22 protein-coding genes are annotated in these 26,906 nt (G+C 64.0%); 2 read left to right on the top strand and 20 right to left on the bottom strand.

Features of this window, described 5'->3' with window-relative positions:
* Positions 1 to 10 precede the first annotated feature (10 nt).
* The 3 genes from FHS48_RS06270 to FHS48_RS06260 are packed head-to-tail and all read right to left on the bottom strand — an operon-like array spanning position 11 to position 3,329.
* The gene (locus FHS48_RS06270; RefSeq protein WP_184262451.1) at positions 11 to 2,302 is read right to left on the bottom strand and encodes a diguanylate cyclase domain-containing protein; all 2,292 of its coding nucleotides are present in this window, start codon (positions 2,300 to 2,302) and stop codon (positions 11 to 13) included.
* Positions 2,303 to 2,322: 20 nt separating this feature from the next.
* Positions 2,323 to 2,970, bottom strand: coding sequence for a chemotaxis protein CheC (locus tag FHS48_RS06265; RefSeq protein ID WP_184262450.1), 648 nt, complete (start codon positions 2,968 to 2,970; stop codon positions 2,323 to 2,325).
* Positions 2,967 to 3,329, bottom strand: a complete 363-nt coding sequence (locus FHS48_RS06260; RefSeq protein ID WP_184262449.1) for a response regulator transcription factor — start codon at positions 3,327 to 3,329, stop codon at positions 2,967 to 2,969. The genes FHS48_RS06265 and FHS48_RS06260 overlap by 4 nt, the downstream gene beginning before the upstream one ends.
* A gap of 254 nt (positions 3,330 to 3,583) precedes the next feature.
* Here FHS48_RS06260 and FHS48_RS06255 point away from each other — a divergent pair, with 254 nt between their 5' ends.
* Positions 3,584 to 4,915 carry an AmpG family muropeptide MFS transporter gene (locus tag FHS48_RS06255; RefSeq protein WP_184262448.1) on the top strand — a complete coding sequence of 444 codons (1,332 nt, stop codon included), beginning with the start codon at positions 3,584 to 3,586 and terminating at the stop codon, positions 4,913 to 4,915.
* Positions 4,916 to 4,956: 41 nt separating this feature from the next.
* Here the strand turns inward: FHS48_RS06255 and ftsY are convergent, their stop codons facing one another.
* From ftsY to FHS48_RS19910, 8 genes are all read right to left on the bottom strand, one after another.
* Entirely contained in the window at positions 4,957 to 6,189 is a 1,233-nt protein-coding gene (ftsY, locus tag FHS48_RS06250) for a signal recognition particle-docking protein FtsY (protein ID WP_184262446.1), read from the bottom strand.
* Positions 6,189 to 7,538 carry a tRNA (N(6)-L-threonylcarbamoyladenosine(37)-C(2))-methylthiotransferase MtaB gene (gene mtaB, locus FHS48_RS06245; RefSeq protein WP_184262444.1) on the bottom strand — a complete coding sequence of 450 codons (1,350 nt, stop codon included), beginning with the start codon at positions 7,536 to 7,538 and terminating at the stop codon, positions 6,189 to 6,191. Before mtaB ends, ftsY begins: the two co-directional genes overlap by 1 nt.
* Positions 7,535 to 8,368, bottom strand: a complete 834-nt coding sequence (gene dapF, locus FHS48_RS06240; protein WP_184262442.1) for a diaminopimelate epimerase — start codon at positions 8,366 to 8,368, stop codon at positions 7,535 to 7,537. The genes mtaB and dapF overlap by 4 nt, the downstream gene beginning before the upstream one ends.
* A gap of 171 nt (positions 8,369 to 8,539) precedes the next feature.
* Positions 8,540 to 9,034 (bottom strand): CarD family transcriptional regulator, encoded by a 495-nt coding sequence (locus tag FHS48_RS06235; protein ID WP_184262440.1) that lies wholly within the window; start codon positions 9,032 to 9,034, stop codon positions 8,540 to 8,542.
* A gap of 734 nt (positions 9,035 to 9,768) precedes the next feature.
* On the bottom strand, positions 9,769 to 10,098 hold the full coding sequence (fdxA, locus tag FHS48_RS06230; protein WP_184262438.1) for a ferredoxin FdxA: 330 nt from the start codon (positions 10,096 to 10,098) through the stop codon (positions 9,769 to 9,771).
* A gap of 336 nt (positions 10,099 to 10,434) precedes the next feature.
* A complete protein-coding gene (locus FHS48_RS06225; RefSeq protein WP_184262436.1) occupies positions 10,435 to 11,766 on the bottom strand; it encodes a hypothetical protein in 1,332 nt (443 codons plus the stop codon).
* Positions 11,767 to 11,962: 196 nt separating this feature from the next.
* Positions 11,963 to 12,424 carry a thermonuclease family protein gene (locus tag FHS48_RS06220; protein WP_184262434.1) on the bottom strand — a complete coding sequence of 154 codons (462 nt, stop codon included), beginning with the start codon at positions 12,422 to 12,424 and terminating at the stop codon, positions 11,963 to 11,965.
* A 213-nt stretch (positions 12,425 to 12,637) separates the two neighbouring features.
* Entirely contained in the window at positions 12,638 to 12,862 is a 225-nt protein-coding gene (locus tag FHS48_RS19910; RefSeq protein ID WP_311769093.1) for a DUF1674 domain-containing protein, read from the bottom strand.
* A 231-nt stretch (positions 12,863 to 13,093) separates the two neighbouring features.
* On the opposite strand from FHS48_RS19910, the gene htpX reads away from it, so the two are divergent.
* A complete protein-coding gene (gene htpX / locus FHS48_RS06210) occupies positions 13,094 to 14,047 on the top strand; it encodes a zinc metalloprotease HtpX (protein WP_184262432.1) in 954 nt (317 codons plus the stop codon).
* Positions 14,048 to 14,063: 16 nt separating this feature from the next.
* Here the strand turns inward: htpX and FHS48_RS06205 are convergent, their stop codons facing one another.
* From FHS48_RS06205 to FHS48_RS06165, 9 genes are all read right to left on the bottom strand, one after another.
* Complete coding sequence (locus tag FHS48_RS06205) at positions 14,064 to 14,864, bottom strand: hypothetical protein (protein WP_184262430.1); 801 nt, start codon at positions 14,862 to 14,864, stop codon at positions 14,064 to 14,066.
* Positions 14,864 to 16,732, bottom strand: a complete 1,869-nt coding sequence (gene mutL / locus FHS48_RS06200) for a DNA mismatch repair endonuclease MutL (RefSeq protein ID WP_184262428.1) — start codon at positions 16,730 to 16,732, stop codon at positions 14,864 to 14,866. Before mutL ends, FHS48_RS06205 begins: the two co-directional genes overlap by 1 nt.
* A gap of 48 nt (positions 16,733 to 16,780) precedes the next feature.
* Positions 16,781 to 18,433 carry a glucose-6-phosphate isomerase gene (gene pgi / locus FHS48_RS06195; protein ID WP_184262426.1) on the bottom strand — a complete coding sequence of 551 codons (1,653 nt, stop codon included), beginning with the start codon at positions 18,431 to 18,433 and terminating at the stop codon, positions 16,781 to 16,783.
* Positions 18,434 to 18,758: 325 nt separating this feature from the next.
* Positions 18,759 to 20,141, bottom strand: coding sequence for a M16 family metallopeptidase (locus FHS48_RS06190; protein ID WP_184262425.1), 1,383 nt, complete (start codon positions 20,139 to 20,141; stop codon positions 18,759 to 18,761).
* A 10-nt stretch (positions 20,142 to 20,151) separates the two neighbouring features.
* Positions 20,152 to 21,669: a M16 family metallopeptidase gene (locus FHS48_RS06185; protein WP_260402364.1), complete on the bottom strand. Its 1,518-nt coding sequence runs from the start codon at positions 21,667 to 21,669 to the stop codon at positions 20,152 to 20,154.
* 129 nt (positions 21,670 to 21,798) lie between these two features.
* Positions 21,799 to 22,359 (bottom strand): DUF3035 domain-containing protein, encoded by a 561-nt coding sequence (locus FHS48_RS06180; RefSeq protein ID WP_184262424.1) that lies wholly within the window; start codon positions 22,357 to 22,359, stop codon positions 21,799 to 21,801.
* A 68-nt stretch (positions 22,360 to 22,427) separates the two neighbouring features.
* Positions 22,428 to 22,928: a signal peptidase II gene (lspA, locus tag FHS48_RS06175; RefSeq protein ID WP_260402363.1), complete on the bottom strand. Its 501-nt coding sequence runs from the start codon at positions 22,926 to 22,928 to the stop codon at positions 22,428 to 22,430.
* Positions 22,925 to 25,741: an isoleucine--tRNA ligase gene (gene ileS / locus FHS48_RS06170; protein WP_184262423.1), complete on the bottom strand. Its 2,817-nt coding sequence runs from the start codon at positions 25,739 to 25,741 to the stop codon at positions 22,925 to 22,927. Before ileS ends, lspA begins: the two co-directional genes overlap by 4 nt.
* 69 nt (positions 25,742 to 25,810) lie before the next feature.
* Positions 25,811 to 26,788 carry a bifunctional riboflavin kinase/FAD synthetase gene (locus tag FHS48_RS06165; protein ID WP_184262422.1) on the bottom strand — a complete coding sequence of 326 codons (978 nt, stop codon included), beginning with the start codon at positions 26,786 to 26,788 and terminating at the stop codon, positions 25,811 to 25,813.
* Positions 26,789 to 26,906 lie beyond the last annotated feature (118 nt).

Below are 26,906 nucleotides of genomic sequence, written 5' to 3'. Positions count from 1 at the left end.
CCCCCGGGATTTACGTCCGGCCAGCGGCAAGGGCCGGATCGAACAGGGTCCACCGCCCCTTGCCCGCCAGTTTTGCGGCATACATCGCATCATCGGCATGGGATAGCAGCTCATCCGCTGTGTCCCCATGGTCAGGATAGAGGGCAACCCCGATGCTGACCCCGACCTGGAGGAAATGTTGCATCCACGGAATGGGCTCCTGTATCACCGTCAGCAGCTTTTCCGCCACATGCGCCGCCGTGCTGACCACTGTGACATCGGGCAGCAGAACGACAAATTCATCACCGCCGATACGGGCCGGAGTATCGGACTCCCGCAGGGCCTGACGCAGGCGCTGGCCGCTGACCGCCAGCACTTCGTCCCCGGCATCATGCCCGAAACGGTCGTTGATGGCCTTGAAGCCGTCAAAATCAAGGAACAGCAACGCCAGCTGCCCGGAGGAACGCCGGGCCTGCCGGATGGCGGTCATCAGACGGTCCGACAGCAGGGAGCGGTTGGCCAGACCGGTCAGCTGGTCGTACAGGGCCAGATAACGGATACGGTCAACCGTCCGCCGCCGCTCAATGCTGATCGCCACAATGTCACAGATCCGGCGCTGGAGATCGAGTTCACTGTCGGTCGGGGCCCGTTCCGTCGAGAAATAAATCCCGATGGTGCCGAGCACCCCGCCGGTGGAGGCCAGAATCGGCTGAGACCAGCAGGCCCGCACCCCGAATGTTTCCGCAAGGGAGCGATAATCCGCCCAACAGGGATCCCGGAACAGATCCGTGCTGACAACAGCCTCGCCGGTATAGGCGGCCCGCCCGCAGGAGCCGATGGCCGGACCGATCTCAATCGCCCCGAGCGCCGCCCCATACTCCGGTGACAGACCGGGGGCGGCAACCGTACTGAGCTGTTTCTGTTCTGAAAGCTGCATCAGGCTGGCCTTGGCGCCCGGAATCTGGGAATCCAGCAGGCGGCAGGCCCGCGCCGCCACCACGGTCAGATCCTCATCCCGGCTGATCAGCTCCATCAGTTCCCGCTCCCCGCGCAGCAGGGCTTCGGCGCGGCGGCGCTCGGTGATATCGCTCCCGGCACAGACCACATGGCTGATGGTCCCGCCCCCCGTCTGCAACAGTGGGGACATCGCCCATCGGATCAGCCGCTGCTCGCCGGAGACAGACGTCAGGGTCGATTCCAGTGTCTGCGCCGACCCTTCGGTGAGAACTGCATGAACCGCCGTCTCCAGATCAGTTCCGGCACCGAAATCAGCCAGTGCGGCCCCGGCCATGTCCACTTCGGTATATCCGGTCACCTGCTCACAGGCGCGGTTGAAGGTGACGACCCGCATCCGGCGGTCCACCACCACCACCAAAGCCGCCACCGTCCGCAGGACAGTGGACACAAAGGACTGCTCCCGGTTGAGCCGGGCGTTGGTAGCCTGCACATCGCTCAGCGCCCGTTCCAGCATCCCCTCGGCCATCCGCCGGGCGGTCACATCCCGCAGGAACAGGGCGAAATGGGAAACCCGGCCCGTGCTATCAAAAACCGGCGAAACCGACAGTTCCAGCCAGTATTCCTCAGCGCCGCCGCGGCGGGCGACCAGATCACAGGCCACATCCCGCTTCACCTGCAAGGCCTGCCGGATCCGTTCCAGTTCCGGTCCGTCCTCACATTGGGACAACAGCGCGTCGATCCCCTGCCCGACAATCATGGTGTCAGTCAGTCCGGTTACCGACGCAAAGGCAGGATTGGCATACTGGATCTCAAAATCCGGAGCACTGGCGTTGACGATCAGGATCCCCTGACCGGAGGCCACCAGCGCCCCGTTGCGGAGGCGAAGTTCACTCTCGCGCTCCCACATCTTGCGTTCACGCTGAACCACCGCACTGACATCATTGATCTGAATGACGCAGCCGATCTCTCCGGCCACCACCGGCCGGATCTGGACACTGATATCCAGCAGAACACCGGGGGCATCCAGCGGGCGGTGCAGGGGAATCGGATGGTGATGCAGTTTGTTTGACAGCAGCCGCGACACACCCAGCGTCAGCGCATCGTTGATACCGTCCAGCAGCCCGGCGGCCAGCCTGTCTTCCCCGAAGACCTGCTCCAGCCGCCGTCCGCTCACATGGGTGACATCAATCCCGGCCATCCGGCTCATCCACGGATTCCAGTAGAGAATCCGCCGTTCCCGGTCGAGCAGGATCACCCCGGACCCCATCGCATCCAGAACCGGATAGCCCACCGTCTGCGGTCCCGGGGGAACCCCTTCCCCGGCCCGGCTGCCCGATATCGTCTGTTCGCTCAACAGCTGCATCATCTTTCCCCCCCGCCATTCCGTTAGCCGGACAGGCTGTCCAGATAGCGGTCAATCAACGACAGAAAAACCTGAGCCGCATTCATATCGATCAGAAAGGCAAGGTATCCGCGAAGATTTCTGGACCGTAATGTAAAATCAATCTGTACCAGCATCACCAGTGTCGCCTCGTCCACCGCAGGCACCTGCGGGGCCGGAGTAATCCGGTGGAAGGCCTCAAACATCTCCGGCCACAGACCCCGGTAGGTCTCCGGCAGCGAGGCCCGGACCTCCGCCTGCAAGGTATTGCCGATCGTGGCCAGACAATGGTTGAGGATAATGTTCCCCAGCTCGGCCAGCGTTTCCTGCTCCAGCTCAGAGATATCCTCGGCCGGAAGATCATCCCCGACCACCAGCCGCACCAGTTCCATGCTGCGCGGGCCGGGAAAGATCAACGCCGCCGTGCCGGACGCAAAGCCGCTGAACGTCTGCATCACCCCGGCCATCTGTCCGCTGTCGGTCGCCTGTAGATGCGTCTGCGCCTGATCCTGCGAACAGAACTGCACTTCCGGCACCGACAGCAGCACTTCATCCCCGACCAGACGGGAAAAGGCATCGGCAGCCCGGCCGACCCCCAGATTCATCAGTTCTGTGACCACATCCTGCTGGTCTGGTGTCAGGGTGACGGTCATCCCTGCCCCCCGGCGACAAACGCCTGCAACTGGGCCAAAGAGGCCGGTTTGGCAACAAAGGCCATTCCCATCTCAATGGCCCGGCGGGAAACCGCATCCTGAATATTGGCCGTCACCAGAGCCATCCGCAGGTCCGGAAGGCGCTCTTTCAGCACCCGGGCCAGCTCCAGGCCATCATGACCGGGCATGTTGAAATCAATCAGGGCCAATTCCGGAACATGCGCTTCAATCTGAACCAGAGCGTCATCATAGGATCCGGCTTCAACGATTGAGCAATCAGGAGCGATTTCCGTCAGCTGACGCCGCAGCGACATCCGGGCGACCCGGCTGTCATCAACAATCAGAATGCACAGCCCCATCTTCACCTCTCCCTTCCGGTTCCTGACCGGGCGCGCGCACCCCTCCGGTCTCTCCTGCCTTATTAGCATTGGGTTCAGGGGCTGATGCAATCGTTCATAAGGCCCAATATCCATAAATTTTTACAAATCCCCGACCCTCTTTCCCGGAAAGAAACGCGCTTAGGCCTTCCTTTCCCGGCTCAGGGGCGGCATCCTTCCGCCGGTGGAGGACCCTGCCGTTTTCCCGCTGTTTTGAGACGCTGACGAGGCCCCCTGTGACCCACTCCTGGCGCGATGCCCTGACCGTCTACCGTGACCGCCGGGTGCTGATCATCCTTCTGCTTGGCTTTGCGTCCGGGCTGCCGCTGCTGCTGGTGTATGGCACGCTGTCCACCCGGCTGGCGGAAAGCAACACCAGCCTGACCACCATCGGCCTGTTCTCCTGGGCCAGCACCGCCTATGCCATTAAATGGATGTGGTCGCCCCTGACCGATCGCCTGCCGTTTCCCCTGCTGACCCGCTGGCTGGGCCAGCGGCGCGGCTGGCTGCTGGCCAGTCAGGCCGCAACCGCCCTGACCATGGTCGGGCTCGGGGCCAGCAACCCGGAAACCGCCCTGTGGCAGACCGCCCTGTGGGCCGTCGCTCTGGCTTTTGCCTCCGCCACGCAGGACATCGTCATCGACGCCTACCGGGTTGAAAGTCTGGAAGACTGGCAGCTCGGGGCCGGAGCCGGGGCGGTGGTTCTGGGATACCGGATCGGCATGATCGCCGCCGGGGGCGGAGCCCTGATTCTGGCCGATCAGTTCGGCTGGTTTGTCGCCTATGCGGTCATGGCCGCCCTGATCGGCCTGACCATGATCATCACCCTGCTGATGCCGGAACCGAAACGGCCAACCGGAGATCAGCCGGTGCCATCGTCTGCGACCATCCCCCACCGGAGCGGAGTCGCGGAGTGGTTCAACGCCGCCGTTATCCTGCCGATGCGGGATTTTACCCAGCGTCAGCACTGGGTCATGATCCTGCTGTTCATCGCCCTGTATAAATACGGCGACGCCCTGCTGGGCGTGATGGCAAACCCGTTTTATCTGTCGATCGGGTTTACCAAGACCGATATCGGGCTGGTCTCTAAATCCTACGGGGTCGTTATGACCATCGTTGGCGGCCTGCTGGGCGGCATCGTGGTGGCCCGGCTGGGGATCATGCGGTCCCTGCTGCTGTGCGGGCTGCTGCAAGCGGCCTCTAATCTGGTGTTTGCCCTACAGGCCCTGACCGGCCCCAGCCTGCCGATGCTGATGGTGACCATCAGTGTGGAAAACCTGACCGGCGGCATGGGCACGGCGGCTTTCGTCGCCTATCTGTCCAGCCTGTGCAACATCGCCTATACCGCCACCCAGTACGCACTGGTCAGCAGCTTCATGTCCTTCGCACGGACGTATTTCGCCTCTGTCGGCGGCTGGCTGGCCGACCGGGTCGACTGGATCAGTTATTTCCTGATTTCCACCGCCGCCGCCCTGCCGGGCCTGCTGCTGCTGCTGTGGATGATGAAAACGTTCCCCCGGCAGACCGAGGATGTCACCGTCTCCGCCCTCGCCGAGGACGGAGACTGACCCTGAGCCGGAACCGGAGCCGGAGCCGGAACTGGTAAAACTCAGGACAGGCCCATCAGACTGCGGGCAAAGTCCTCGGCGGCGAACGGCTGGAGGTCCTCCGCCGTTTCGCCAACGCCGATAAAGTGCACCGGCAAGGCAAACCGCTCCGCCAGCGCAACAACCACGCCGCCCTTGGCCGTACCGTCCAGCTTGGTCATCACCAGACCGGTGACATCGACCATTTCCTTGAAAACATCCACCTGTTGATGCGCATTCTGGCCGACGGTGGCATCCAGCACCAGCAGCGTGGTGTGCGGTGCGGTGGGATCCAGCTTCTGGATCACCCGGCGGATCTTCCGCAGCTCTTCCATCAGCGCACCCTTGTTGTGCAGACGGCCGGCCGTATCGATCATCAGCACATCATCCTGCCGGGCCATGGACTCCTGAAGGGCGTCATAGGCCAGACCGGCGGCATCGGCCCCGGTTTCCCGGGCAATCACCGGGCAGCCGGTGCGGTCGCCCCACACCTTCAGCTGCTCAACCGCCGCCGCCCGGAAGGTATCCCCGGCGGCCAAGGTCACCGAAAGTCCCTGTTCGCGGAACTGGCGGGCCATCTTGCCGATTGTGGTGGTTTTACCGGCCCCGTTGACGCCAACCACCAGAATCACATGCGGCTTGCGGGTTTTATCGAGGATCAGCGGCTGCGCCACCGGGGCCAGAAGGCGGGCCGCCTCCTCCGCCAGAGCCAGACGCACTTCCTCTGCCGTCACATCCTTCCCGAAGCGGGATTTCGCCAGCGCCTGCGTCAGCTTCGACGCCGTGGAAACGCCAAGATCCGCCGTGATCAACAGCTCTTCCAGCTGCTCCAGCGCCTCATCGTCCAGCTTGCGCTTGGTGAACAGATCGGAAATGCCGGAGCTCAGGCGGGATGACGACCGCGACAGGCCATCCTTCAGCCGCTGGAACCAGCTTTTCTTTTCCTGAACCGCCACCGGAGCGGCGGGGACCTGATCCTCCATCCCGATTGACGGACCCTCTGGCACCCTCTCCGGAGCCGCTGGCTCCTCAGAAACGGCGACATCCGGAACCGGTCCTCCCGACACCGCCTCAACTGGGGCTGCATCGGCCTCAGGGGCAAGGTCCGGAGTGGGTTCAGGGGCAGAAGCCGCCTCTTGCGGCGCGGCCTCAGCAGGGGCAGATCCGCCGCCGAACAGACGGCGCAGCCAGCCTTTTTTCTGCTCCGGGGCAGACGCCCCGTCAGCGGCACCGCGGGAGGAAACGGGATCGCTCATCAGCACACAGTCCCCAAAAGCTCAGTCTCGGTGGCCCCGGTCAGGCGCACGCTGCGCAGGGTACCTTCCTGTACCGGCGCGTCAACCCGCACCGTTGCATAATCCGGGGCATGGCCGGACGTTGCGGTCTCGAACAGAACCTCGACCGTGTTCCCGATCTGGGTGCGCAGGTGCGCTGCCAGCCGGTGGGCTCCCGCAGCCCGCAGCTCCGCCGCCCGGGCCTTGGCGATGTCTGCCGGAACCGGCGGGATCTTGGCGGCCGGTGTCCCCGGACGGGACGAATAGGGAAAGACGTGCAGATAGGTCAGACCCGTCTCTTCCACCAGACGGACCGTATTGGCATGCATTTCATCGGTTTCAGTCGGGAATCCGGCGATCAGATCGGCCCCGAACACCACATCCGGACGGCGGCGGCGGAGATCGGCACAGAGATCAATCACATGGTGGCGCAGATGGCGGCGCTTCATCCGTTTCAGGATCATATCATCCCCCGCCTGCACCGACAGATGCACATGCGGCATCAGCCGGGGCTCGCGCCCGAACAGATCAAGCAGATCGGCATCAATTTCCACCGGATCCAGCGAGGTCAGCCGCAGGCGCGGCAGCTCCGGCACCAGTTGCAGCAGACGCCGCACCATCTGCCCCAGCGGCGGCTGACCGGGCAGGTCATGACCGTAGGAGGTGATATCGACGCCGGTCAGCACCACTTCCTTATAGCCATTGGCCACCAGCGTGCGCACCTGTTCCACCACCGGCCCCAAGGCCACCGACCGGCTCGGCCCCCGGGCATAGGGGATGATGCAGAAGGTGCAACGGTGATCGCAGCCCTGCTGCACCTGAATAAAAGCGCGGTCGCGCCCTTCAAACCCGCTGAGCAGATGTTCCGCCGTTTCGCGGACGGTCATAATATCCTGCACCAGCACCGGCTGGTTACTGCCGACCCGCCAGCTGTCCGCCTGCAACTTTTCGGCATTGCCGATCACCCGGTCCACTTCCGTCATGGCGGCGAAACGGTCGGGATCGAGCTGAACGGCACAGCCGGTGACAATGATTTTGGCCTGTGGATTATCGCGCCGCGCCTTGCGGATCGCCTGCCGGGCCTGCCGCTCCGCCTCTTTGGTGACGGCACAGGTGTTGATGATGATGGCGTTGTCCAGTCCGGCGGACCGGGCATGATCGCGCATCACTTCCGACTCATAAGTATTCATCCGGCAGCCGAAGGTCATCAGCCGGGCTTCCCCCGGCCGCGACTCATCCAGCACCGGTTCCAGCACCGGCTGCTCTCCATCCGTATCCCCGTGGATATGGGGAACATCGGGTGAGGTCTGGGAAGGGCGGGACTGCGTCATGCCAGCAGGGATCCGTCAAAAATGCCGGTGAAACTGGTGGCGGTCGGGCCGCTCATCAGCACATGGCCATCGCTGTCGCGCCACTCGATCATCAGGCTGCCGCCATCCAGAATCACCTCGGCACGCCGGTCGGCCAGCCCCCGGCGGGCAGCGGCCACCAGCGTGGCACAGGCCCCGGATCCACAGGCCTGCGTGATTCCGGCACCGCGTTCCCACACCCGCATCCGCAGACGGTCCCGGGCCTGAACCTCGACAATTTCGATATTGCAACGCTTGGGGAACAGCGCATGGTTTTCCAGCACCGGCCCCACCTCCGTCAATGGCACCGCCGCCACGTCCTCAACGAAGAAAACGGCGTGGGGGTTGCCCATGGAGACCCCGACCGGATCGTGCAGATCCCCGGCCCCGATCCCAAGGTGCAGGGTATCCCGTGCCTCGGCCAGCGGCAGATCCTGCCAGTCCAGCCGGGCCGGTCCCATATCGACGGTCACCGTGCCGTCTGTGGTCCGGGTCGCGGGCAGCAGCCCGGAAACGGTTTCAATCACCACGGCATCGCTGCCGGTTTCAGCCATCAGCAGCGCAGACACGCAGCGGGTCGCATTGCCGCAGGCCCCGGCGACCGATCCATCCGGATTGCGGATCCCCATGAAGATGGTCGCCCCGGCCTGACGCGGCGGCTCGATGGTGATGAACTGGTCAAAGCCGATCCCCCGGCGGCGATCCCCGATCCGGCGGACCTGCTCCTCGGTGAATCCGACCCCGGACTGGCGGACATCCACCACCACAAAGTCATTACCCAAACCATGCATCTTGCGGAACGAAACCGTCATGACGACTCCACCGGGTTATTGTCCCCAACCGCCCGCACTGTCGCGGATGTCCCGGGGAAAGGCAAGGAAACCCCGGTCAGGCACTGTGGACGAAACAAGACAAAACGCCCGCAGCCTTCCGGCAGACGGGCGTTCTGGGCTTTACGGAAAGCCGGAAACCACGCAGCCGGATCAGGCAGCGCGCAGCAGTTTTTCCAGCTTGGCAGTCGCGGCATCGGTTTCGATCTGCTCGACCGCCGCCAGTTCACAGGACAGCCGTTCCAGCGCCTGTTCATAAATCTGACGTTCGGAATAGGACTGTTCCGGCTGGGTGCTGCTGCGGTACAGGTCACGGACCACTTCGGCGATCGCCACCGGATCACCGGAGTTGATCTTCTGTTCGTATTCCTGGGCGCGGCGGCTCCACATGGCGCGGCGCACCTTGGCGCGGCCCTTCAGGGTGGTCAGCGCCGATTCCATGATCTTCTTGGTCGACAGGCGACGCAGGCCGGAAGTCTTGGCCTTGGCCACCGGAACGCGCAGGGTCATCCGCTCACGGTCAAAGCTGATGACGATCAGTTCCAGCTCGTGGCCACCGATCACCTGCTTTTCAATATCGACGATCTGACCGACCCCATGGGCCGGGTAGACAACATATTCGCCGGGACCAAAAGACAGAGTGGACATTTTTCTTTTCGCTTTCTCGTCGCTACGTCGCACTGCGGCAACACGTCCGAAACCGGCAAGGGGGTCAACCGGGGCGGACAGTCTCTCTCAACCCTGCCGCGACAGACGGCGGAGGGAACCGGGGCGCAGAAACCGCCCGCTCAACCAGTGTTCCGTCGCCGGGTCTGGGAGCAGGAGCCTCTGATATCGTTCTGTGAAGAAAAACGCTCGACCACAGGGCCGAGCGACGAGAGAGTATGTACCATAAAAATGGGGTACCGTCAGGTAAAAAAACCGTAATGACCCCATGCTAAAACAGCATAGGTGATAAACAGTCTAATTATCAAACATCTGAGGTCATTCCCGCAGACGGAGCCGCCGCCCGGAAGTTGACCGATCCCCTGACTTTCCACCAGATCGCCCAAAGGCTTACGACCTCCACGGGCTATTCCGAATCGCATTACCACTGAAGCGTGCCTTTTTCCGCAATGCTGTGATGCCCGTCACCGTGAAACTGATCAGATTTGATGTACATCAGCGGCGGGCAGGTTGAATCGGGCTGCGCCAGCGCGCTGATTCAGCCTATGGGGGCTCCCGCCCTGCCACCACCGGCTTCCGGTATGGCAGGGCGGGGCAACCCCTCGACCCCGCCTCTCCTCCGGCTTCATCCCCTGAAAAAGCAACAGCCGCCCCGGATACCGGGACGGCTGCGCATCATCCTGAAACCGTGCCGGAACCGCAGCTCCGGCCGCAGGTCAGCCGCCCGGCTTGGTGCTGACCATATCGGCCTTGCCCGGCTTGTTCTGCCAGTCATCAGCCCCCGGCATCGGGTCTTTCTTGCGGGTGATGTTCGGCCACTGGGTCGAATAGGTGCGGTTAAATTCCGCCCACTTGGCCGCCAGTGCCTCGGAATCCGGGAAAATGGCTTCCGCCGGGCATTCCGGTTCACACACACCGCAGTCGATGCATTCATCCGGGTTGATGACCAGGAAGTTTTCCCCTTCGTAGAAACAGTCTACGGGGCAAACCTCGACGCAGTCGGTGTACTTGCACTTAATGCAGTTTTCGGTAACGACGTAAGCCATCTGCGGTCAACTCTCCGCTGTACTGTCCAAGAGGGCGGCGGGCTCTCTCTTCCGCGCCGACGATCACATGTTCCGACAGGTCCTAGTCGTGCCGACGCTCAGCGTCAAGACTGATCCCGGGATTATCCCGTTTTGGCGACCTGATCCGCAAGAACCGCAATTTACAATCATTCAATAGTAAATAGGGCCGCAAAATACATCGGAAACGCGGGGCACTCTACTCCCCCCGTCTTTAAATGACCAGAACAGAAAGACCCCAAAAAGGCAGGGTTCAAGCCGGTTCCGCACCGCCCGGCCATCCGCTGCCGCCCCGGGACGGGGGAGGGAACGGGGGGACTATTCCCGCCCTTCCTGCACCGAGATCAACCGGTCAACCCGGGCCAGATTTTTCTGGGTCACAAAGACATTCCGGTTCATTCCCATCGCAGAATAAACCTCCAGCGCCCTGGCAAAACTCTCCGACGCTTCGCGCAGAACCGGGAGATCCCCCGACCGCTTGCCTTGCGCAAACCGGCAGGCCCCAATGTTGTTCATCAGGCCAGCCCAGCGGCGCGGAGCCTTTTCTTTCGACCAGACTTCCGCCGCCCCTTCAAAAATCTTACAGGCCCGGCCGAGAATCTCCGAATTCCCGGAAAATTCACCCAGATGGCTCATCACGGCCCCCATGCTCTGCTGCATTTCGGCCCAGCGGTCCGGATTTGCCCCTTTGGTCCACACTTTTGCAGCATCAAAATAGGACTGAACCGCTTCCTTCATCACCGTTGTCTTGCCCCCGGCCACTGCCAGCCGGTGCAGGGCCCGGCCAGCCTGCGCCCTCAGCAAAGCAAACTCTTCGGGGAATGTTTCAAAGGTGAACACATCGGCGGCCAGCTTGAAGTGGTGGGCCGCCTCTTCCAGCAGATCATTGCTGCGGTCTTCGATGCCGAACTTCATCTGGATATCGCCGAAGCGGACCCGGGCCGCCGCCACCTGCGCCGAGGTCAGCTGATCCTTCCCCTTGGACAGGGCTGTCCGGATCATCTCAAGGGATTGCCGCAGGACCTCCGGCTCATCGGTCCGGAACCCGACTTCCGCCACCATCGCCGCATAACACAGGCTGGCTGACGCCGAGGCATGGGCGGAGCCTGAGGCCGCAAGGGCCTGACACTGGCGCTCCGCCGCAGGCATCAGTCCGCGCAGACGGTCCAGACGATGCTTCCGGGCCGCATCCGCCGGACAGGCCAGAGCAGCCACCGCACAGGCAGCAATCAGATCACCCCGCTCGCCGAACGGAAATGGCAGATCAAGGAAGTCACCGGGCAGAAGGGTGCCGAAGCCAGAGTCCCCTTCCAACTGGGTCGGAACGAAGCGCAACCGGACGGTCGCCCCCATCACCTGCCCGAAAATCACCGCCTGCGCCCCACGGCTCAGGCCCCCGCGCCGGGCAAGGCGGGTCGCCGCCGCCAGAGTGGACGGCAGCACTTCGCCGTCATCAACCACACCGCAGCTGCCACCGACCCGGCGGGCGGTGCCCCCCCGGATCGACCGCAGCGTTTCCGCCACGGCATCACTGACAGCGCCGCTGTCATTCTCAAAATCCGTCACCAACACGACGGACTCGACCGCTGCCACCACGGTCTCTGCCGTGCCGTCCCCGGCGTCCACCGCCTGAGGAGACGCTTGCAGCAATCGGGTCAAAAAGTCCCAGAATGCCATTGCCCCAACGCCAAAAGCCTCACCTGTGCCTCATCACCGCTGCACCGGTGCCCGGGTACCGTCCCCCCGAAGCCCCCAGCCCCCACCCGCGGCCATGCTACGCCGGCAAGTGTAGCGAATTTTACAGGTGTGGAAAGATTTTCCACACCCCGGCCCTCGGCAGACAGGCTTATGGGCACCACGGCATCTTACGACCGCCGTGATAGGCATACGCCAGTCCCGACGCGATCAGGACAGCGGAAAGATCTTTTCCATCAGGCGTCTGGAGACGGGCCACCACCCGGCCACCGTATTTATCCGGCTCCACATCCAGCAGCTGGACAGTTTCCCCTTCCGGTAAGGACTGCATCACCACGGCCCGTGCCTGCGCCGCCAGCTCTTTCTCTCTCGGGCAGGCCCCTTTCAGTTCCGGCGTATCCACCCCCTTCAGGCGGACGAGAGTTTCGACGGTCTGGTTCAGCCAGATCCGGGCAGAGACCCGGACCGTATCCCCGTCAATCACCTTCAGGACCACCGCATCAACCGGACCGGGGATCTCCTCCGCCGCCCGGGCACCGAGACCTGCCCCGCCAAGGCCGATCAACGGCAGCAGGGCCGACAAGACAGAACGGGTAAAACGGCGGACCGGCATCGGAAACTCTCATGACATGCTGACTCGCCTGCTGGCTCCTACCGGAAACCCTATAAGGGGAAAGAGAACAATACAAGAACACTTTAGGAGTCTGCGAGGCGGTTATCCCGACCCCGGTGGCAATCCTCCACGGGTTTCTTCTGTGGAGAATGGACCCTTTTCCCCACTCACCCCCAGCCCCCGCAGACCCCCGTCCGGAAATCCTCAACAGCATTAAAAGTCACTGCACCGTCCGTTCCGCTCCCAATCGCCAAAACGGGTCGGCTCAGGGCCTTTTGGTCCACCAATCTCCTGATCGTGTTTATTATTTTCTGAGTCTTCCGCTGCTTTCTCACCGCTCTCCACACTGTTTTCAACAGGCTTATCCATCGGCTCAGCCCCATGGATCTCCACAGAGTTATCCACAGAATGTGCCGGAGTCGTTTCAGAATTATCCATCATGTTCTCCACAGGCTTCAGCCAAAGATGCATCCAGACCGTCAGCGGGTGTCCCCTTCCTCAGCGTGATATTCGCGAATGAGACGGATCCCCTCTTGACGGCTGTCTTCTGCTGTTTACCTATACACTCAGGGGCCGGGCACAAGTGGTTTTTCCCGCCCCGCCCCGCCGCCTGCCGTCCGGTGCAGCGGCCGGGCACCGTCAGCCGGACACGGACTGGAGGATTTCCCGATGCGCTTTGCGCGGACGGCCCTGCTGCTGGCGGCGATGACTGCCCTGTTCCTGACCGTCGGGTACCTGATCGGCGGCCCCGGCGGCACGCTGATCGCCTTTGGTGCAGCCGTGGCGATGAACCTGTTTGCCTACTGGAATTCTGACCGCATGGTGCTGTCGATGTACGGCGCGCAGGAGGTCGGCCCGCAGGAGGCGCCGAATTTCTACGGCATCGTCGCCGAACTGGCCCGCCGGGCCAATATGCCGATGCCCAAGGTCTATATCATCGAGTCGGATCAGCCGAACGCCTTTGCCACCGGCCGGGATCCGCAGCACGCCGCCGTTGCCGCCACCACCGGCCTGCTCAACCGCCTGAACGGCGAGGAAGTCGCCGGGGTGATGGCGCATGAACTGGCCCATGTGCGCAACCGTGACACCCTGATCATGACCATCACCGCCACGCTGGCCGGGGCAATCTCCATGCTGGGGAACTTCGCCTTCCTGTTCTCCGCCACCCGCAGCAATGACGAGAACGGCAACAGCAATCCACTCGGCATGATCGGCAGTCTGGTGATGATGATCGTTGCCCCGCTGGCGGCCATGCTGGTGCAGATGGGAATCTCCCGTGGGCGCGAATACGAGGCGGACCGTCTGGGGGCCCAGATCTGCGGCAATCCGCTGGCGTTGGCCTCGGCGCTGGCCAAGCTGGAACAGGGGGCGCACGCCACCTACAACAGCGCGGCGGAGCGGAATCCGGCCACCGCCCATATGTTCATCATCAACCCGCTGCACGGCGGAGTTCGGGATAACCTGTTCTCCACCCATCCCAACACCCGCAACCGCATTGCCGCGCTGGAAACGCTGGCGGCGGAGATGGGCATCCGGGGCGGTGGCAGCGCCGGGTTTGCCCAGCCGCGCAGCCCGTGGGGGCAGCCCCCGGCCTCCCCGCCCCGGAAAGGGCCGTGGGGATAATTATCTGGAGGATAAGTCAGCCCCCTGATGCCAGCAGCCCTCCGGTCATCGTGTGGTGGTAACGGATCTGGCGGTGGTCTTCCCCGGCCGGGGCCACCTGCCAGTCCCAATGCAGCGGAGCCTGCGCAAAAGCGGGCAAAGCCACCCCATGCACCAGATCATACCGTTCCTGCACCGCCCCGGTGCGGATATGCGTCCCGATGCGGGCGGTATCACAGATCAGGCCGACCCGCCCCGGCAACGCCTGAAGGGCCGTCAGATGCGCGGCGATCACCTGCGCCTCCCACTGGCGGATCCGGTCCGGGATCAAAGCGCCGCCGTGCCACGCCACCACCGCCGGACGCAGCGATAACTGACTGAGACAATTGGCGGAAATCACCAGATCGGCCTCCACCGCCTGTGGAAAAACCGCCTGCGGGTCCGGCAGGCTGCCCCGGGCCGCCGTCTCCGCCATCCGGTCCAGACACCCGGTCAGGTCGGTTTCACACAGCTCGACTCCGGGGAAAGACCGAACCGCCCGCCGCACCGACGGCATATGGAACAGATCGACCAGCACCACCCGGCGGAACGTCCGGGTCAGGACTTCCAGCGGGATTTCCAACAACAGGCCGGATCCGAGAATCACCGCGCAGTCACGGCCCGGAGTCTGCTCCGCCCACGCGGTTATCAGATGACGGCAGGTTTCATGATGCGGCTGCCACGCCCGCCGCAGGCGGTGCGCCCGGCTTTCCAGCGCGATCAGATCATAGAGAACCCCGGCGTCTTTCAGGGCTGCCGGGCAGCGGATCAGGGTGTGTTTCAGCCACTCGATCAGCATCAGCGCCGCCCGAACAGCTTTTCAATATCCTTCAGCTTCAGCTCCACATAGGTGGGGCGGCCATGATTGCACTGACCGGAATGGGGGGTCACCTCCATCTGCCGCAGCAAAGCATTCATTTCGGGGGCGGACAGGACCCGCCCGGCCCGCACACTGCCATGACAGGCCATGGTGCCGCAGACATCGGCCAGCCGGTCCTGAAGGGCCAGCGCCTGATCGGTTTCGGCCAGATCATCGGCCAGATCGCGGATCAGCCCCTGCACATCGGTATCGCCCAGCAGCGACGGAATCTCCCGCACCACCACCGCGCCGTCGCCAAAGCCTTCAATCACCAGCCCGAGAGCGGCCAGATCCGCCGCCTTGGCCACCAGCCGGTCAGCGGCAGCGGAATCCAGCTCCACCACTTCCGGGATCAGCAACATCTGCCGCCGGATTCCGCCGGAGGCCAGCGCCTCCTTCATCCGTTCATAGACCAGCCGCTCGTGGGCGGCGTGCTGGTCAACAATCACAAGACCATCCGCCGTCTGCGCCACGATATAGGTGTTGTGAACCTGCCCCCGCGCCACCCCCAGCGGATAGCGGGCGGCCTCATCGGCCGGATCAACCGGTGTTTCCACCGCCCGGGCAAAGGGGGCCGCGGTGTAAGATCCCGGGGCCATCCGCTCGCTGAAACCATCAGAAGGCAGGGTGGCCGCCCCCCAGCCGGGCGACTGGGACTGAAAGGCGGCATCGCGGACCGCCGCCGGCGGCGGAGCCGGACGGTTCCACAATGACCCGGTGAACGGCAGGGCCGGGCGGGTGACGGCAGCGTCCCCCTGCGGCAACAGTGCCCCCAGCGCCTGCGCCGCCACCGTGGAAGAAGCCCGGTGCCCGGCCTCGTTCAGGGCATGGCGGATCGCCCCGACAATCAGCCCGCGCACCAGTCCCGGATCACGGAAGCGGACCTCAGCTTTGGCCGGGTGCACGTTCACATCCACATCCGACGGCGGCAGATCCAGATACAGGGCCACCACTGCGTGGCGGTCATGGGCCAGAAAATCCTGATAGGCCCCGCGCACCGCCCCAGTCAGCAGGCGGTCCTTCACCGGGCGGCCATTGACGAACAGGTACTGGTGCTGGGCATTGCCCCGGTTGAAGGTGGGCAGGCCGACATGCCCGGACAGGCGCACGCCCTCCCGCTCGGCATTCAGCAGCACCGCGTTGTCGGAGAACTCCCGTCCCAGCACATCGGCCAGCCGTTTCAGCCGCGCATCAAACAGGTCCCCCTGCGCCGCGTTCAGGCGCAGGGTGGTGCGGGACTCCCCGGTCAGGGTGAAGCTGACATCCGGGTGGGCCATCGCCAGCCGCTGGATCACATCCTCGGCGTGCTGATATTCGGTGCGGGACGCTTTCAGGAATTTCAGGCGGGCCGGGGTGGCATAGAACAGATCCCGGACCTCGATCCGGGTGCCAAACGGATGCGCCGCCGGTTCCGGTGCGCCTTTCAGGCCGCCTTCAATCAGCAGGCTCCAGGCACTGTCCTGCCCGGCCGGGCGGCTGGTCAGGGTCAGGCGCGCCACCGATCCGATCGAGGGCAGCGCCTCGCCCCGGAAGCCGAGAAAGCCGATATTGAACAGGTCATCGTCCGGCAGCTTGGAGGTGGCATGGCGTTCCACCGCCAGCTCCATCTCCGCCGGGGTCATGCCCCGGCCATCATCGGTGACGATAATCGCCGCCTTGCCGCCATCCACCATCGTCACGTCAATCCGGCGGGCCCCGGCATCGACGGCATTTTCCACCAGCTCCTTCACCGCAGAAGCCGGGCGCTCCACCACCTCACCCGCAGCGATGCGGTTGATCAGGGTCGGGGGCAGCAGACGGATGGTCATCGGAACAGTCTCGCGGATCAGGGCAGGAGCACCCCGCCCGACTGTACCTTATTGCCGCAGGCGTTTGTAGGCGTTGATCAACCCGTTGGTGGAGGAGTCATGCGACGACACCTCGCCCTCGCCGGTCAACTCCGGCAGAATCTGCTTGGCCAGCTGCTTGCCCAGTTCCACCCCCCACTGGTCAAAGCTGTTGATGCCCCAGATCACCCCCTGCACGAAAATCCGGTGTTCATACAGCGCCACCAGAGCCCCAAGGGTGAACGGCGTCAGCTGCGGCAACAGGATCGAGGTGCTGGGCCGGTCTCCGGGGAACTGCTTGTGCGGCAGAAGTTTTTCGATTTCGGCTTCGGAACGGCCCTCCGCCACCAGTTCAGCCCGGGCTTCCCCGGCGGTTTTACCCCGCATCAGGGCTTCCGACTGGGCGAAGAAGTTGGACAGCAGCTTGGCGTGATGGTCCCCGACCGGATTATGGCTGGTGGCGGCGGCAATAAAGTCGCAGGGGATCAGCCAGCTGCCTTGATGGATCAGCTGATAGAAGCTGTGCTGACCGTTGGTCCCGGCCTGCCCGAACAGGATCGGGCCGGTGGTATACTCCACCCGCTGGCCATCCACCGTCACGCCCTTGCCGTTGGATTCCATATCCACCTGCTGAAGGTGGGCCGCAAGACGGTCAAGGTACTGATCATAGGGCAGAATCGCCTGCGCCGGAGCCCCGAGGTAGGTGGTGTGCCACACCCCGACCATCCCCAGCAGCATCGGCAGGTTGTCGTGCAGCGGGGCGGTGCGGAAATGCTCGTCCATGGCATGCGCCCCGGCCAGCAGTTCCTCGAACCGCTCAAAGCCCACTGCCAGCGCAATCGGCAGACCGATTGCCGACCACAGCGAATAGCGACCGCCGACCCAGTCCCAGAATTCAAACATATGCGCCGGATTGATCCCGAAGGCCGAGACCTCCTTCTCATTGGTCGACAGCGCAACGAAATGGTTGGCCACCGCCTCTTCGCCCAGATGCTCCACCAGCCAACGGCGGGCGGTGTGGGCATTGGTCAGGGTTTCCTGCGTAGTGAAGGTCTTCGACGCCACAATGAACAGGGTGGTATCGGGGCGGCACTGCTTCAGGGTCTCCATCATGTCGCTGGCATCGACGTTGGAGACAAAGCGGACGGTCAGATCGTGACGGTGGTAGGGAGTCAGCGCCTCCGTCACCATCCGCGGCCCAAGGTCGGAGCCGCCGATACCGATATTGACCACCGTCTCAATCGGCTGGCCGGAGGCCCCGCGCCAGATGCCTTCGCGCACGGCATCGACAAACCGCTTCATCTTGCCGAGGACGCGGTTGACGTCCGGCATCACATCATGGCCATCCAGCAGGACCGGCCGGTTGCTGCGGTTGCGCAGGGCGACATGCAGCACCGCCCGGCGTTCGCTACAGTTGATGCGGTCGGCGGCAAACATCCGGTCCCGCGCCGCTTCCACCTGCCGGTCGCGGACCAGATCGGTCAGCAGGGCCAGCGTCTCATCGGTCAGGCGGGTCTTGGAGAAATCCACCACCAGCCCGGACAGATCACCGCCCGGCTGGCGGGAAAACCGCCGGAACCGGTCCGGATCCGTATCGAACAGATCGCGCAGATGCAGGGAAGCGGTTTCCGCGGCATGGGCCCGCAGACGGGCATCAGCCGGGGACGTGGTAAGCAGCGACATGCGGCACCCAATAAGGAACGGGGGCCGTCCGCGCGCTTCTCTCCGGGATCAACAGACCCGGAACAGACAGGCCGGAGGGAGATATCCCCCTGAGGTATCATCCATCAGCGTAACCGTTCCTGCGGTAAGGTCAACGGGCGGCGCGATGCGACTCCGGGGTTACCCACAACCTTCACACGGAATCTGGCACACGGAATCTGGCACACGGAATCTGGCACACGGAATCAGACACACGGCATCAGGCCGATCCGTCCCCTTTAAACAGAATGGCCTCCTCCGGTCCGGGACCGGGGGAGGCCACTGTTGAACCATAACGAGCCGACCGTTACGGAGCCGTCGGAACGGTCAGGGTCGGCGTCACCCCTTTTGGGCGCCCGACCACCACGGTTTTCAGCTGATCCGCCTGCCACAGGCGGCGGGCAGCGCGGCGGGCATCCTCCAGCGTCACCGCCTCCACCCTGGCGTTCCGGGTCTTCAGATGATCCAGCGGATAGCCATCCATCTGCATCGACATCAGCATCGCCGCCACCGATCCGGTGGAGGTGAAGCGCAGCGGCCACGATCCGATCAGATAGGATTTTGCCGCATCCAGCTCTTCCTGCGTCGGGCCGTTTTCCGCCATTTTCCGCCATTCCCCGGCAATCACCGACAGGCTTTCCCCGACCCGGGCGGCATTGGTGGAGACACCGCCGACAATCAGCGGAGCCCCGTCCAGATCCTGAAAATAGGCATACACCGAGTAGGCCAACCCGCGCTTTTCACGGACCTCGGTCATCAGACGCGATGAAAATCCGCCACCGCCAAGGATGTAATTGACCACATAGGCCGGATAGAAATCCGGATCGGCGCGATCCAGCCCCGGCTGGGCAAACACCGCCACCGCCTGCGGCAGATCACGGTCAATCACCGCGGTGCCGCCCTGTTCCGGGATCGCAACAGCGGCGAGGGCGGGGACGTTTGCCACCTTCGGCAACGCGCCGAAGGTCTTATCCAGCATCTGCCCCAGTTCCAGCGGGGAGATATCGCCGGACACACCGACCTTCAGGCCATCAAGGGTCAGGCGGGAAGCGACGAAGGCCCGCAGATCGGCGACTTTCAGGGCCGAGACCGTCTTGACCGTGCCTTTGGCCGGGCGGGAATAGGGATGCCCCGGGAACAGCAGGCGGTCCAGCGCCTCCCCGGCGATGCTGTCCGGATCTTCGGCTTCTTCCGCCAGCCCGGCCAGAATCTGGTGCCGGACCCGGTCCAGCGGCTCCGCATCAAAGCGCGGCTTGGTCAGCGCCAGCCGCAGCAGCTCAAACGCCTCCATCCGGTGGTCGGAAACGGTTTTCAGGGTGCCGGTAAAGCTGTTGGGGGATGCGGAAAAGGACAGATGGATCGCGGTGTTTTCCAGACGGGTGCGGAAGGCGAAACTGTCGAGATCCCCCGCCCCTTCATCCAGCATGCCGCTGACCAGTGTCGCCAGCCCTTCCTTCCCCACAGGATCATAGGCCGATCCCCCGGCCTTAAAGCCAAGGCTGACCGACAGCACGGGGACGGAATGGTCCTCCACCAGCCACGCCTCGATGCCGCCGGGGCTGATCACCCGCTGGGCCTCCACCGCCTGTGCGGAGGCAGACAGCGTCATCGCCGCCCACAGACCCATCACCACTCCAGCCACAAGCCCGGACAGTTTCCCTGCTTTCAGGGACAGACCGATCGTCATCATTCTTACTCCGTTACGGCTTGGCGCCGGTCTTGGGCTTGGCGGGGGTCTTCGACCTGGCCGGGGCCGCCGGAGGCGCGGGCGGCGTTTCCGGCAGCAGCAGGGCGCTGACTCCGCCCTCCTCCCGCAGGACCAGCCGGGCCGCCTCCATCACCTGTTCCTGAGTGACGGTATTGATCTGCTGGGGCCACTGTTCGATGTCATTCAGCGTGGAGCCAACCGTCAGGGCGGATCCAATCGCCTGCGACGCCCCTTGCAGGGTATCGCGGGCATACAGCACCCCGGCGCGCATCCGCTGCCGGGCCTCCAGCACTTCCTGCTCGGTCACCCCGTTCGCCAGCAGCGCGGCGATCTGGGCCTTGACGGCATCGCGGACGGTTTCGGGAGAAACCCCGGGACGCGGCAGGGCGTAGACCGTGAAGGTCCCCTCATCCACCGCCAGCGGGCTGTAGCGGCTGCCCGCGCCGACCGCCAGCTTATCTTTGACCACCAGCGACCGATACAGGCGGCTGACCGGCCCGCCACCGAGAATTTCCGACAGCACCTGAAGGGCCAGCACCTGCTGGCGGTCGGTGGCGGTCGTCACCCCCGGGGCGCGGTGGGTCCAGCTCCATTCCGGCTGCGCCACCCGGGGATGACGCATCTGTAAGGCGGCCTGTACCTGCGGCCCGGTGTCCTGCGGGCGGCTGCGGGTGATCTCCGGCCCGCGCGGCAGCGGACCAAAATACTGTTCCGCCAGCGTTTTAACCTGCTCGACTGTCACATCCCCGGTCACCACCAGCGTGGCGTTGTTGGGGGCATACCAGCGGCGGTAAAACTCCAGCGCGTCCTCCCGCGTCAGGGCCTTCAGCTCGTTGGCCCAGCCGATCACCGGATTGCGGTAGGGGTGTACGCCCCACAGGGCGGCATCCACCCGCTCCCCCAGCATGGCGGAGGGTTCGTTCTCAACCCGGCTCAACCGCTCCTCGACCACCACATCGCGTTCGGTCAGGACCGTGGCATCGTCCAGACGCAGATTGCGCATCCGGTCCGCTTCCATCTTCATCAGCAGCGGCAGATGTTCCACGGCGATGGTCTGGTAGTAGGCGGTGTAATCCGAGGAGGTGAAGGCGTTATCCTGCCCGCCGTTGCGGGCGATGATGCGGGAGAATTCCCCCGGCGGGATCTCCGCCGTGCCCTTGAACATCAGGTGTTCCAGCAGATGGGCGAGGCCGGACTTGCCCGGCGGCTCATCCGCCGCCCCCACCTTATACCACACCATCTGGTTGACCACCGGCACCCGGTGGTTTTCCACCACCACCACCGTCAGGCCATTCTCCAGCGTGAAGGTCTTGGCATCGAACAGCGGATGGGCCTCCGCCGCCGTCACCATCGGAGTCGGCGGCACCACGGTCCCGGGCAGGGCCTGTGCCGGGGCCATCAACGCCAGCAGAGACACCGCCAAAGCAGGCAGACCGAAAGACACCCGGCCCCCGGCACGTCGGGCAACCGGTGAAAACGGACGGGAAAAGGGAGGAGAACGGAGGGCCATCGGGGAATTCCGGTTCGATAGGTCGCGGACGGTGATCAGGAGAAAAACAAAGGGCCGGAGATACCAGTCCCCGGCCCGATGATCATAGAAAAGACTGTGGCATCAGAAAGGCGTTGTGCCCATCCGGCCTTAAAACATGCCTTCCAGCATGCCGCGCGGGCGGCGCTCAATCTGCGGGGTGTCGCCGGAGGAAACCGACTTGCCGAGAGCCTGATTCTGCCGCAGGCGCTTCGCCTCTTCCGCTGCGTTGACGACGGTGCCCTCAGGCTCCGGATCCCGCCAGAACACCAGACGGTCAGTAAAGCTCTTTTCCTCTTCCGCCAGCGTCGAGCTTTCCTTGTTCACAAGGGACCGGATATCCGGCGGTGCGCTGCCCGCCCCGGCTTCCTTCAGCAGAAACTGCTCCCCGCTGCTCATCCCGGCCCGGGCGTAGGCCTGAGAACGGACGCCGGTCAGGGCAGAGCGGGCCTGATCCGCGGTGGTCCCTTCCTGCGGGCGGGTTGCGCCGGGTTCCGGCGGACGCATCTTGAAGTCCGGGGGGACGGTCAGCGGCGCCCGCGACACCACGGTGAATTCATCGGGTGTCTGCTTTTCCAGACCGAGCATCTTCTTCGCCCCGCCACCGCACCCGCTCAGGGTCAGACCGGCCGCAACCAGCAGGCACAGAGATCCGATCAGCCGACGAGACATGAACCATCCTCCAAAACCGGTCGGTCCGGCACGGGCCGGAAACGACAAACAGACAGCACAGTTGTATTTCAGCTTTCCCGCCGGAACAAGCTGTCTGCAATCAGCAGCGCCGCCCCGACAGAAATGAAGGCATCGGCCAGATTGAAGGCCCAGAAGTGCCAGCCGCCGATGAAAAAGTCGATGTAATCGGCGACCGCTTCCCAACGGACCCGGTCAATGCCGTTGCCCAGCGCCCCGCCGATCATCAGGGCCAGCGCCAGACGCAGCAGAACCTGCTGCGCCCGCGCCATCCAGATTACCAGAAACACCGAGAAACCGACCGCCAGCGCCAGCAGCGGCCACGGCCCCAGCGCACTGTCGTGCAGGAAGCCGAAGCTGACGCCCCGGTTCCAGGCCATCACCAGATTGAGGAACGGCAGCAGTTCGATCCGCATCGGATCGCCGCCGGAGAGGCCGACAACCCACAGCTTGATCAGCTGATCAGCCGTCAGCGCCACCAGCGCCAGCAGCAGACACAGCCAGAACGACCGATTGAGAACCATTCCGTCAGTCAGGCGGCGGATCATCATGCCACCGCCCCGGCCATCGCGGTCACCGCCTCATCGCAGCGGCCACAGACACCGTCATGGCTGTGGCTGCCGACATCGGGCAGCACCTTCCAGCAGCGCTGGCACTTTTCACCGGAAGCGGTTTCCACCACCGCGCCGACCCCGGCAACGTCGGGCAGGGCATAGGCCCCGTCCGGAGCATCGGCCGCATTCAGGGTGATGCCGGAGGTGATGCAGACATCCGCCATATCCACACCGTCGATCTGCGCCAGCAGATCCGCCGGAGCATAAACCTGCGGATGCGCCTGCAACGAAGCCCCGATCACCTTGGCATTGCGGGCCCCTTCCAGCGCCCCCAGCACCACGCGGCGCACCTTGCGGACCGCTTCCCAGCGCTCGGCCAGCGCGTCATCGCGCCAGTCCGCCGGAATGGCGTCGAAGGTGGTCAGATGCACCGAGACCTCTTCGCCCGGGTTACGGCACAGCCACGCTTCCTCGGCGGTGAACACCAGGAACGGGGCCATCCACTTCACCAGCGCGTTGAACAGGGTGTTCATCACGGTGCGGCAGGCCCGGCGCACCGGATCATTCGGCGCATCGCAGTACAGCGCATCCTTGCGGATGTCGAAGTAGAAGGCCGACAGGTCGGAGGTGCAGAAGGCGTTCAGCTCAGCGAACAGGGTGTGGAAGGTGAAGTCGTGGCAACACTGCCTGACCACCCCATCCAGTTCGGCCAGACGGTGCAGGACCCAGCGTTCCAGCTCCGGCATCGCCGCCACATCGGTCACCGCCTCGTCAGCAGTGAATCCATCCAGCGCCCCCAGCATATAGCGCAGGGTATTGCGCAGACGGCGGTAGGTCTCGGCGGTCTGCTTCAGGATTTCCGGCCCGATCCGCTGGTCATTGGCGTAATCGGTGGAGATCACCCACAGGCGCAGGATATCGGCGCCATATTCATTGACCACGTCCTGCGGGGCAATGGTGTTACCCAGCGACTTGGACATCTTGCGGCCCTGCTCGTCGAGCGTGAAACCGTGGGTCAGCACCGCATTGTACGGGGCCCGGCCCCGGGTGCCGCAGGCTTCCAGCAAAGAGGAATGGAACCAGCCGCGATGCTGGTCAGACCCTTCCAGATACAGGTCGGCCGGCCAGTGCAGGTCTTCCCGGTGTTCCAGCACGAAGGAATGGGTCGAGCCGGAGTCGAACCACACGTCCAGCACGTCGAAGACCTGTTCATAGTCTTCGGCCTTATAGGAGTCACCGAGGAAGCTTTGCGGATTGTCCTCGAACCACGCATCGGCCCCCCGGGCCTCGACGGCGGCGGTGATCCGGTCCAGCACCGCCTGATCGCGCAGCGGCTCGCCGGTGGCCTTGTTGACGAACACGGTGATCGGGGTGCCCCAGGTGCGCTGACGCGACACACACCAGTCCGGGCGCTGTTCGATCATCGAGCGCAGGCGGTTCTTGCCGACCGCCGGAACAAAGCGGGTATCGTCAATGGCCTGAAGCGCCTTGGCGCGCAGGTCGTTGGCTTCCATCGAGATGAACCACTGCGAGGTGGTCCGATAAATCAGCGGAGCCTTCGACCGCCACGAATGCGGATAGGAATGCACCAGCTTGCCATGGGCCAGCAGACGCCCGGCCCCGGTCAGGGCCTCGATCACCGCCGGGGCGACCTTATAGACATGCTGCCCGGCAAACAGCGGGATGTGGGCGGCATAGGTGCCGTCATCCTGCACGGTTTCCGGCACGGCGATGCCATGCTCACGGCACAGCATGAAGTCGTCCTCGCCATGGCCCGGGGCCTGATGGACGATCCCGGTGCCCTGATCGGCGGTGACGAACTCACCGGCCAGCATCGGCACGTCAAAGTCATAGCCCTGCCCGCGCAGCGGATGGGCACAGAGGGTACCAGCCAGATCGGCACCGGACACGGCGGCTTCCACCTCGGCGGTGAATTTGCCGACCTTCATCACCTCTTCCGCCAGCGCCGGGGCCAGCAACAGGCGGTCACCGGCCTTCACCAGCGCCCCCTCGGCCACATCGGTCACCCGGTACACGGCGTACTCCAGCGCCGCGCCATAGGCCAGCGCCCGGTTGCCCGGCATGGTCCACGGGGTGGTGGTCCAGATCACCACATCGGCCCCGGCCAGTGCCGCCACCGGCGACGACACCACCGGGAACCGCACCCAGATGGTGGTGGAGGTGTGATCGTGATACTCGATCTCGGCTTCAGCCAGCGCGGTCTTTTCCACCACCGACCACATCACCGGCTTGGCCCCCCGGTACAGGCTGCCGTTCATCAGGAACTTGCCCAGCTCGCGCACGGTCTGCGCTTCGGCAAAGTAATCCATGGTGACATAGGGATTGGACCAGTCGCCCAGCACGCCGAGGCGCTTGAATTCGCTGCGCTGGACATCAATCCACTTTTCGGCGAACTCACGGCACTGGCGGCGGAACTCGGCCACCGGAACGGCGTCCTTGTCCTTGCCCTTCTTACGGTATTCCTCTTCGATCTTCCATTCGATCGGCAGACCGTGGCAGTCCCAGCCCGGCACATAGACCGAGTCCTTGCCCTGCATCTGCTGCGAGCGGGAGATCACATCCTTCAGGATCTTGTTCAGGGCATGACCGATGTGCAGATGGCCGTTGGCATAGGGAGGGCCGTCATGCAGGACAAACTTATCCCGCCCCTTCGATTCCCGGCGCTGACGGGCATACAGGCCCATCTTTTCCCAGCGCTCCAGATGGCCCGGCTCCTGCTTCGGCAGGCCGGCCCGCATCGGGAAATCAGTCTTCGGCAGAAAAACGGAGGCTTTGTAATCCACGGTCATGGAACGGTTCTCAACTCTGAATACGGTGTCAGTCCTGGGCAGCCGGCCTGTCCGGTCCCGGAGGAGGGATCAGGCCGTGTGGTTTTCGGCACCACGGGCCAACATAATTCGCGCCTGCGCCGCATCGGCCAGAATCTGGGCCTTCAGGGCCTCAAGACCGGAGAACTTCTGTTCCGGGCGCAGGTGGTGCAGGAACCGCACCCGCAGGTGCTGGCCGTACAGATCGCCGGAAAAGTCAAACAGATGCACTTCCAGCAGGTCATCGGTTTTATCAAAGGTGGGGCGGCGGCCATAATTGGCAACCCCGCCGACCCAGTCCGTTTTACCGCCACGGTCGATTCCGGCCTGTACCACATACACCCCGGTGGCCGGACGGCTGTAATCGCCGAGACGCAGATTGGCGGTCGGGAAGCCGATGGTGCGGCCCCGGGCATCGCCATGTTCCACCCGGCCTTCAATTTCCCACGGATGGCCCAGAATGGCGGTCGCCGTCTCCGTATCACCGTCGGCCAGCGCCGTGCGGACAACGGTGGAGGAAAACACCGTCCCCTGATCGGCGCCGGTGACCAGATCACCGGTCACCAGATCAACCGCCGTCACCTCAAAGCCGCAGCGGGCGGCGTGTTCGCGCATCACCTCCACCGATCCGCCCCGGCCCTTGCCGAAGGCATAATCGGCCCCCACCACCACATGCGACACCCCCAGACCACGCACCAGAACCTCCTCGATGAAGGTTTCGGCACTTTTGGCGGCAAAGGCGGCGTCAAAATGCTGCACATAGAGGAAATCCACCCCCAGCGCCTCGATCAGGCGGGCCTTCAGGCGCAGGCTGGTCAGGGCAAACGGCGGCAGGTCAGGCCGGAACAGGCGGCGCGGATGTGGATCAAAGGTCATCACGGCGGCGGGAACCCCGGCCAGCCGGGCCCGGCGCAACGCCTCGCCGATCACCGCCTGATGGCCGCGATGGACGCCATCAAAGTTTCCGAGGGCAATCACGCTGCCCCGGAACTCCGGTGAAAACTCGTCGTAATGGCGAAACAGGCGCATGGCGGATGAAATGCTCTGGATCCTGACGATGCCCGGTCCTGATCAGGGATCCGGGCTGTGGATGAAACCCCACAGGGGTAGACGATCCGCGCCTTAAAGGCAACGGCAGGATTGTAAA

The sequence above is a fragment of the Novispirillum itersonii genome (genome assembly GCF_014205675.1).
Taxonomy (GTDB): Bacteria; Pseudomonadota; Alphaproteobacteria; order Rhodospirillales; family Rhodospirillaceae; genus Novispirillum; species Novispirillum itersonii_A.
The sequence above is the reverse complement of the archived record's forward strand: the minus strand, read 5'-3'. Positions and strand labels throughout refer to the sequence as shown.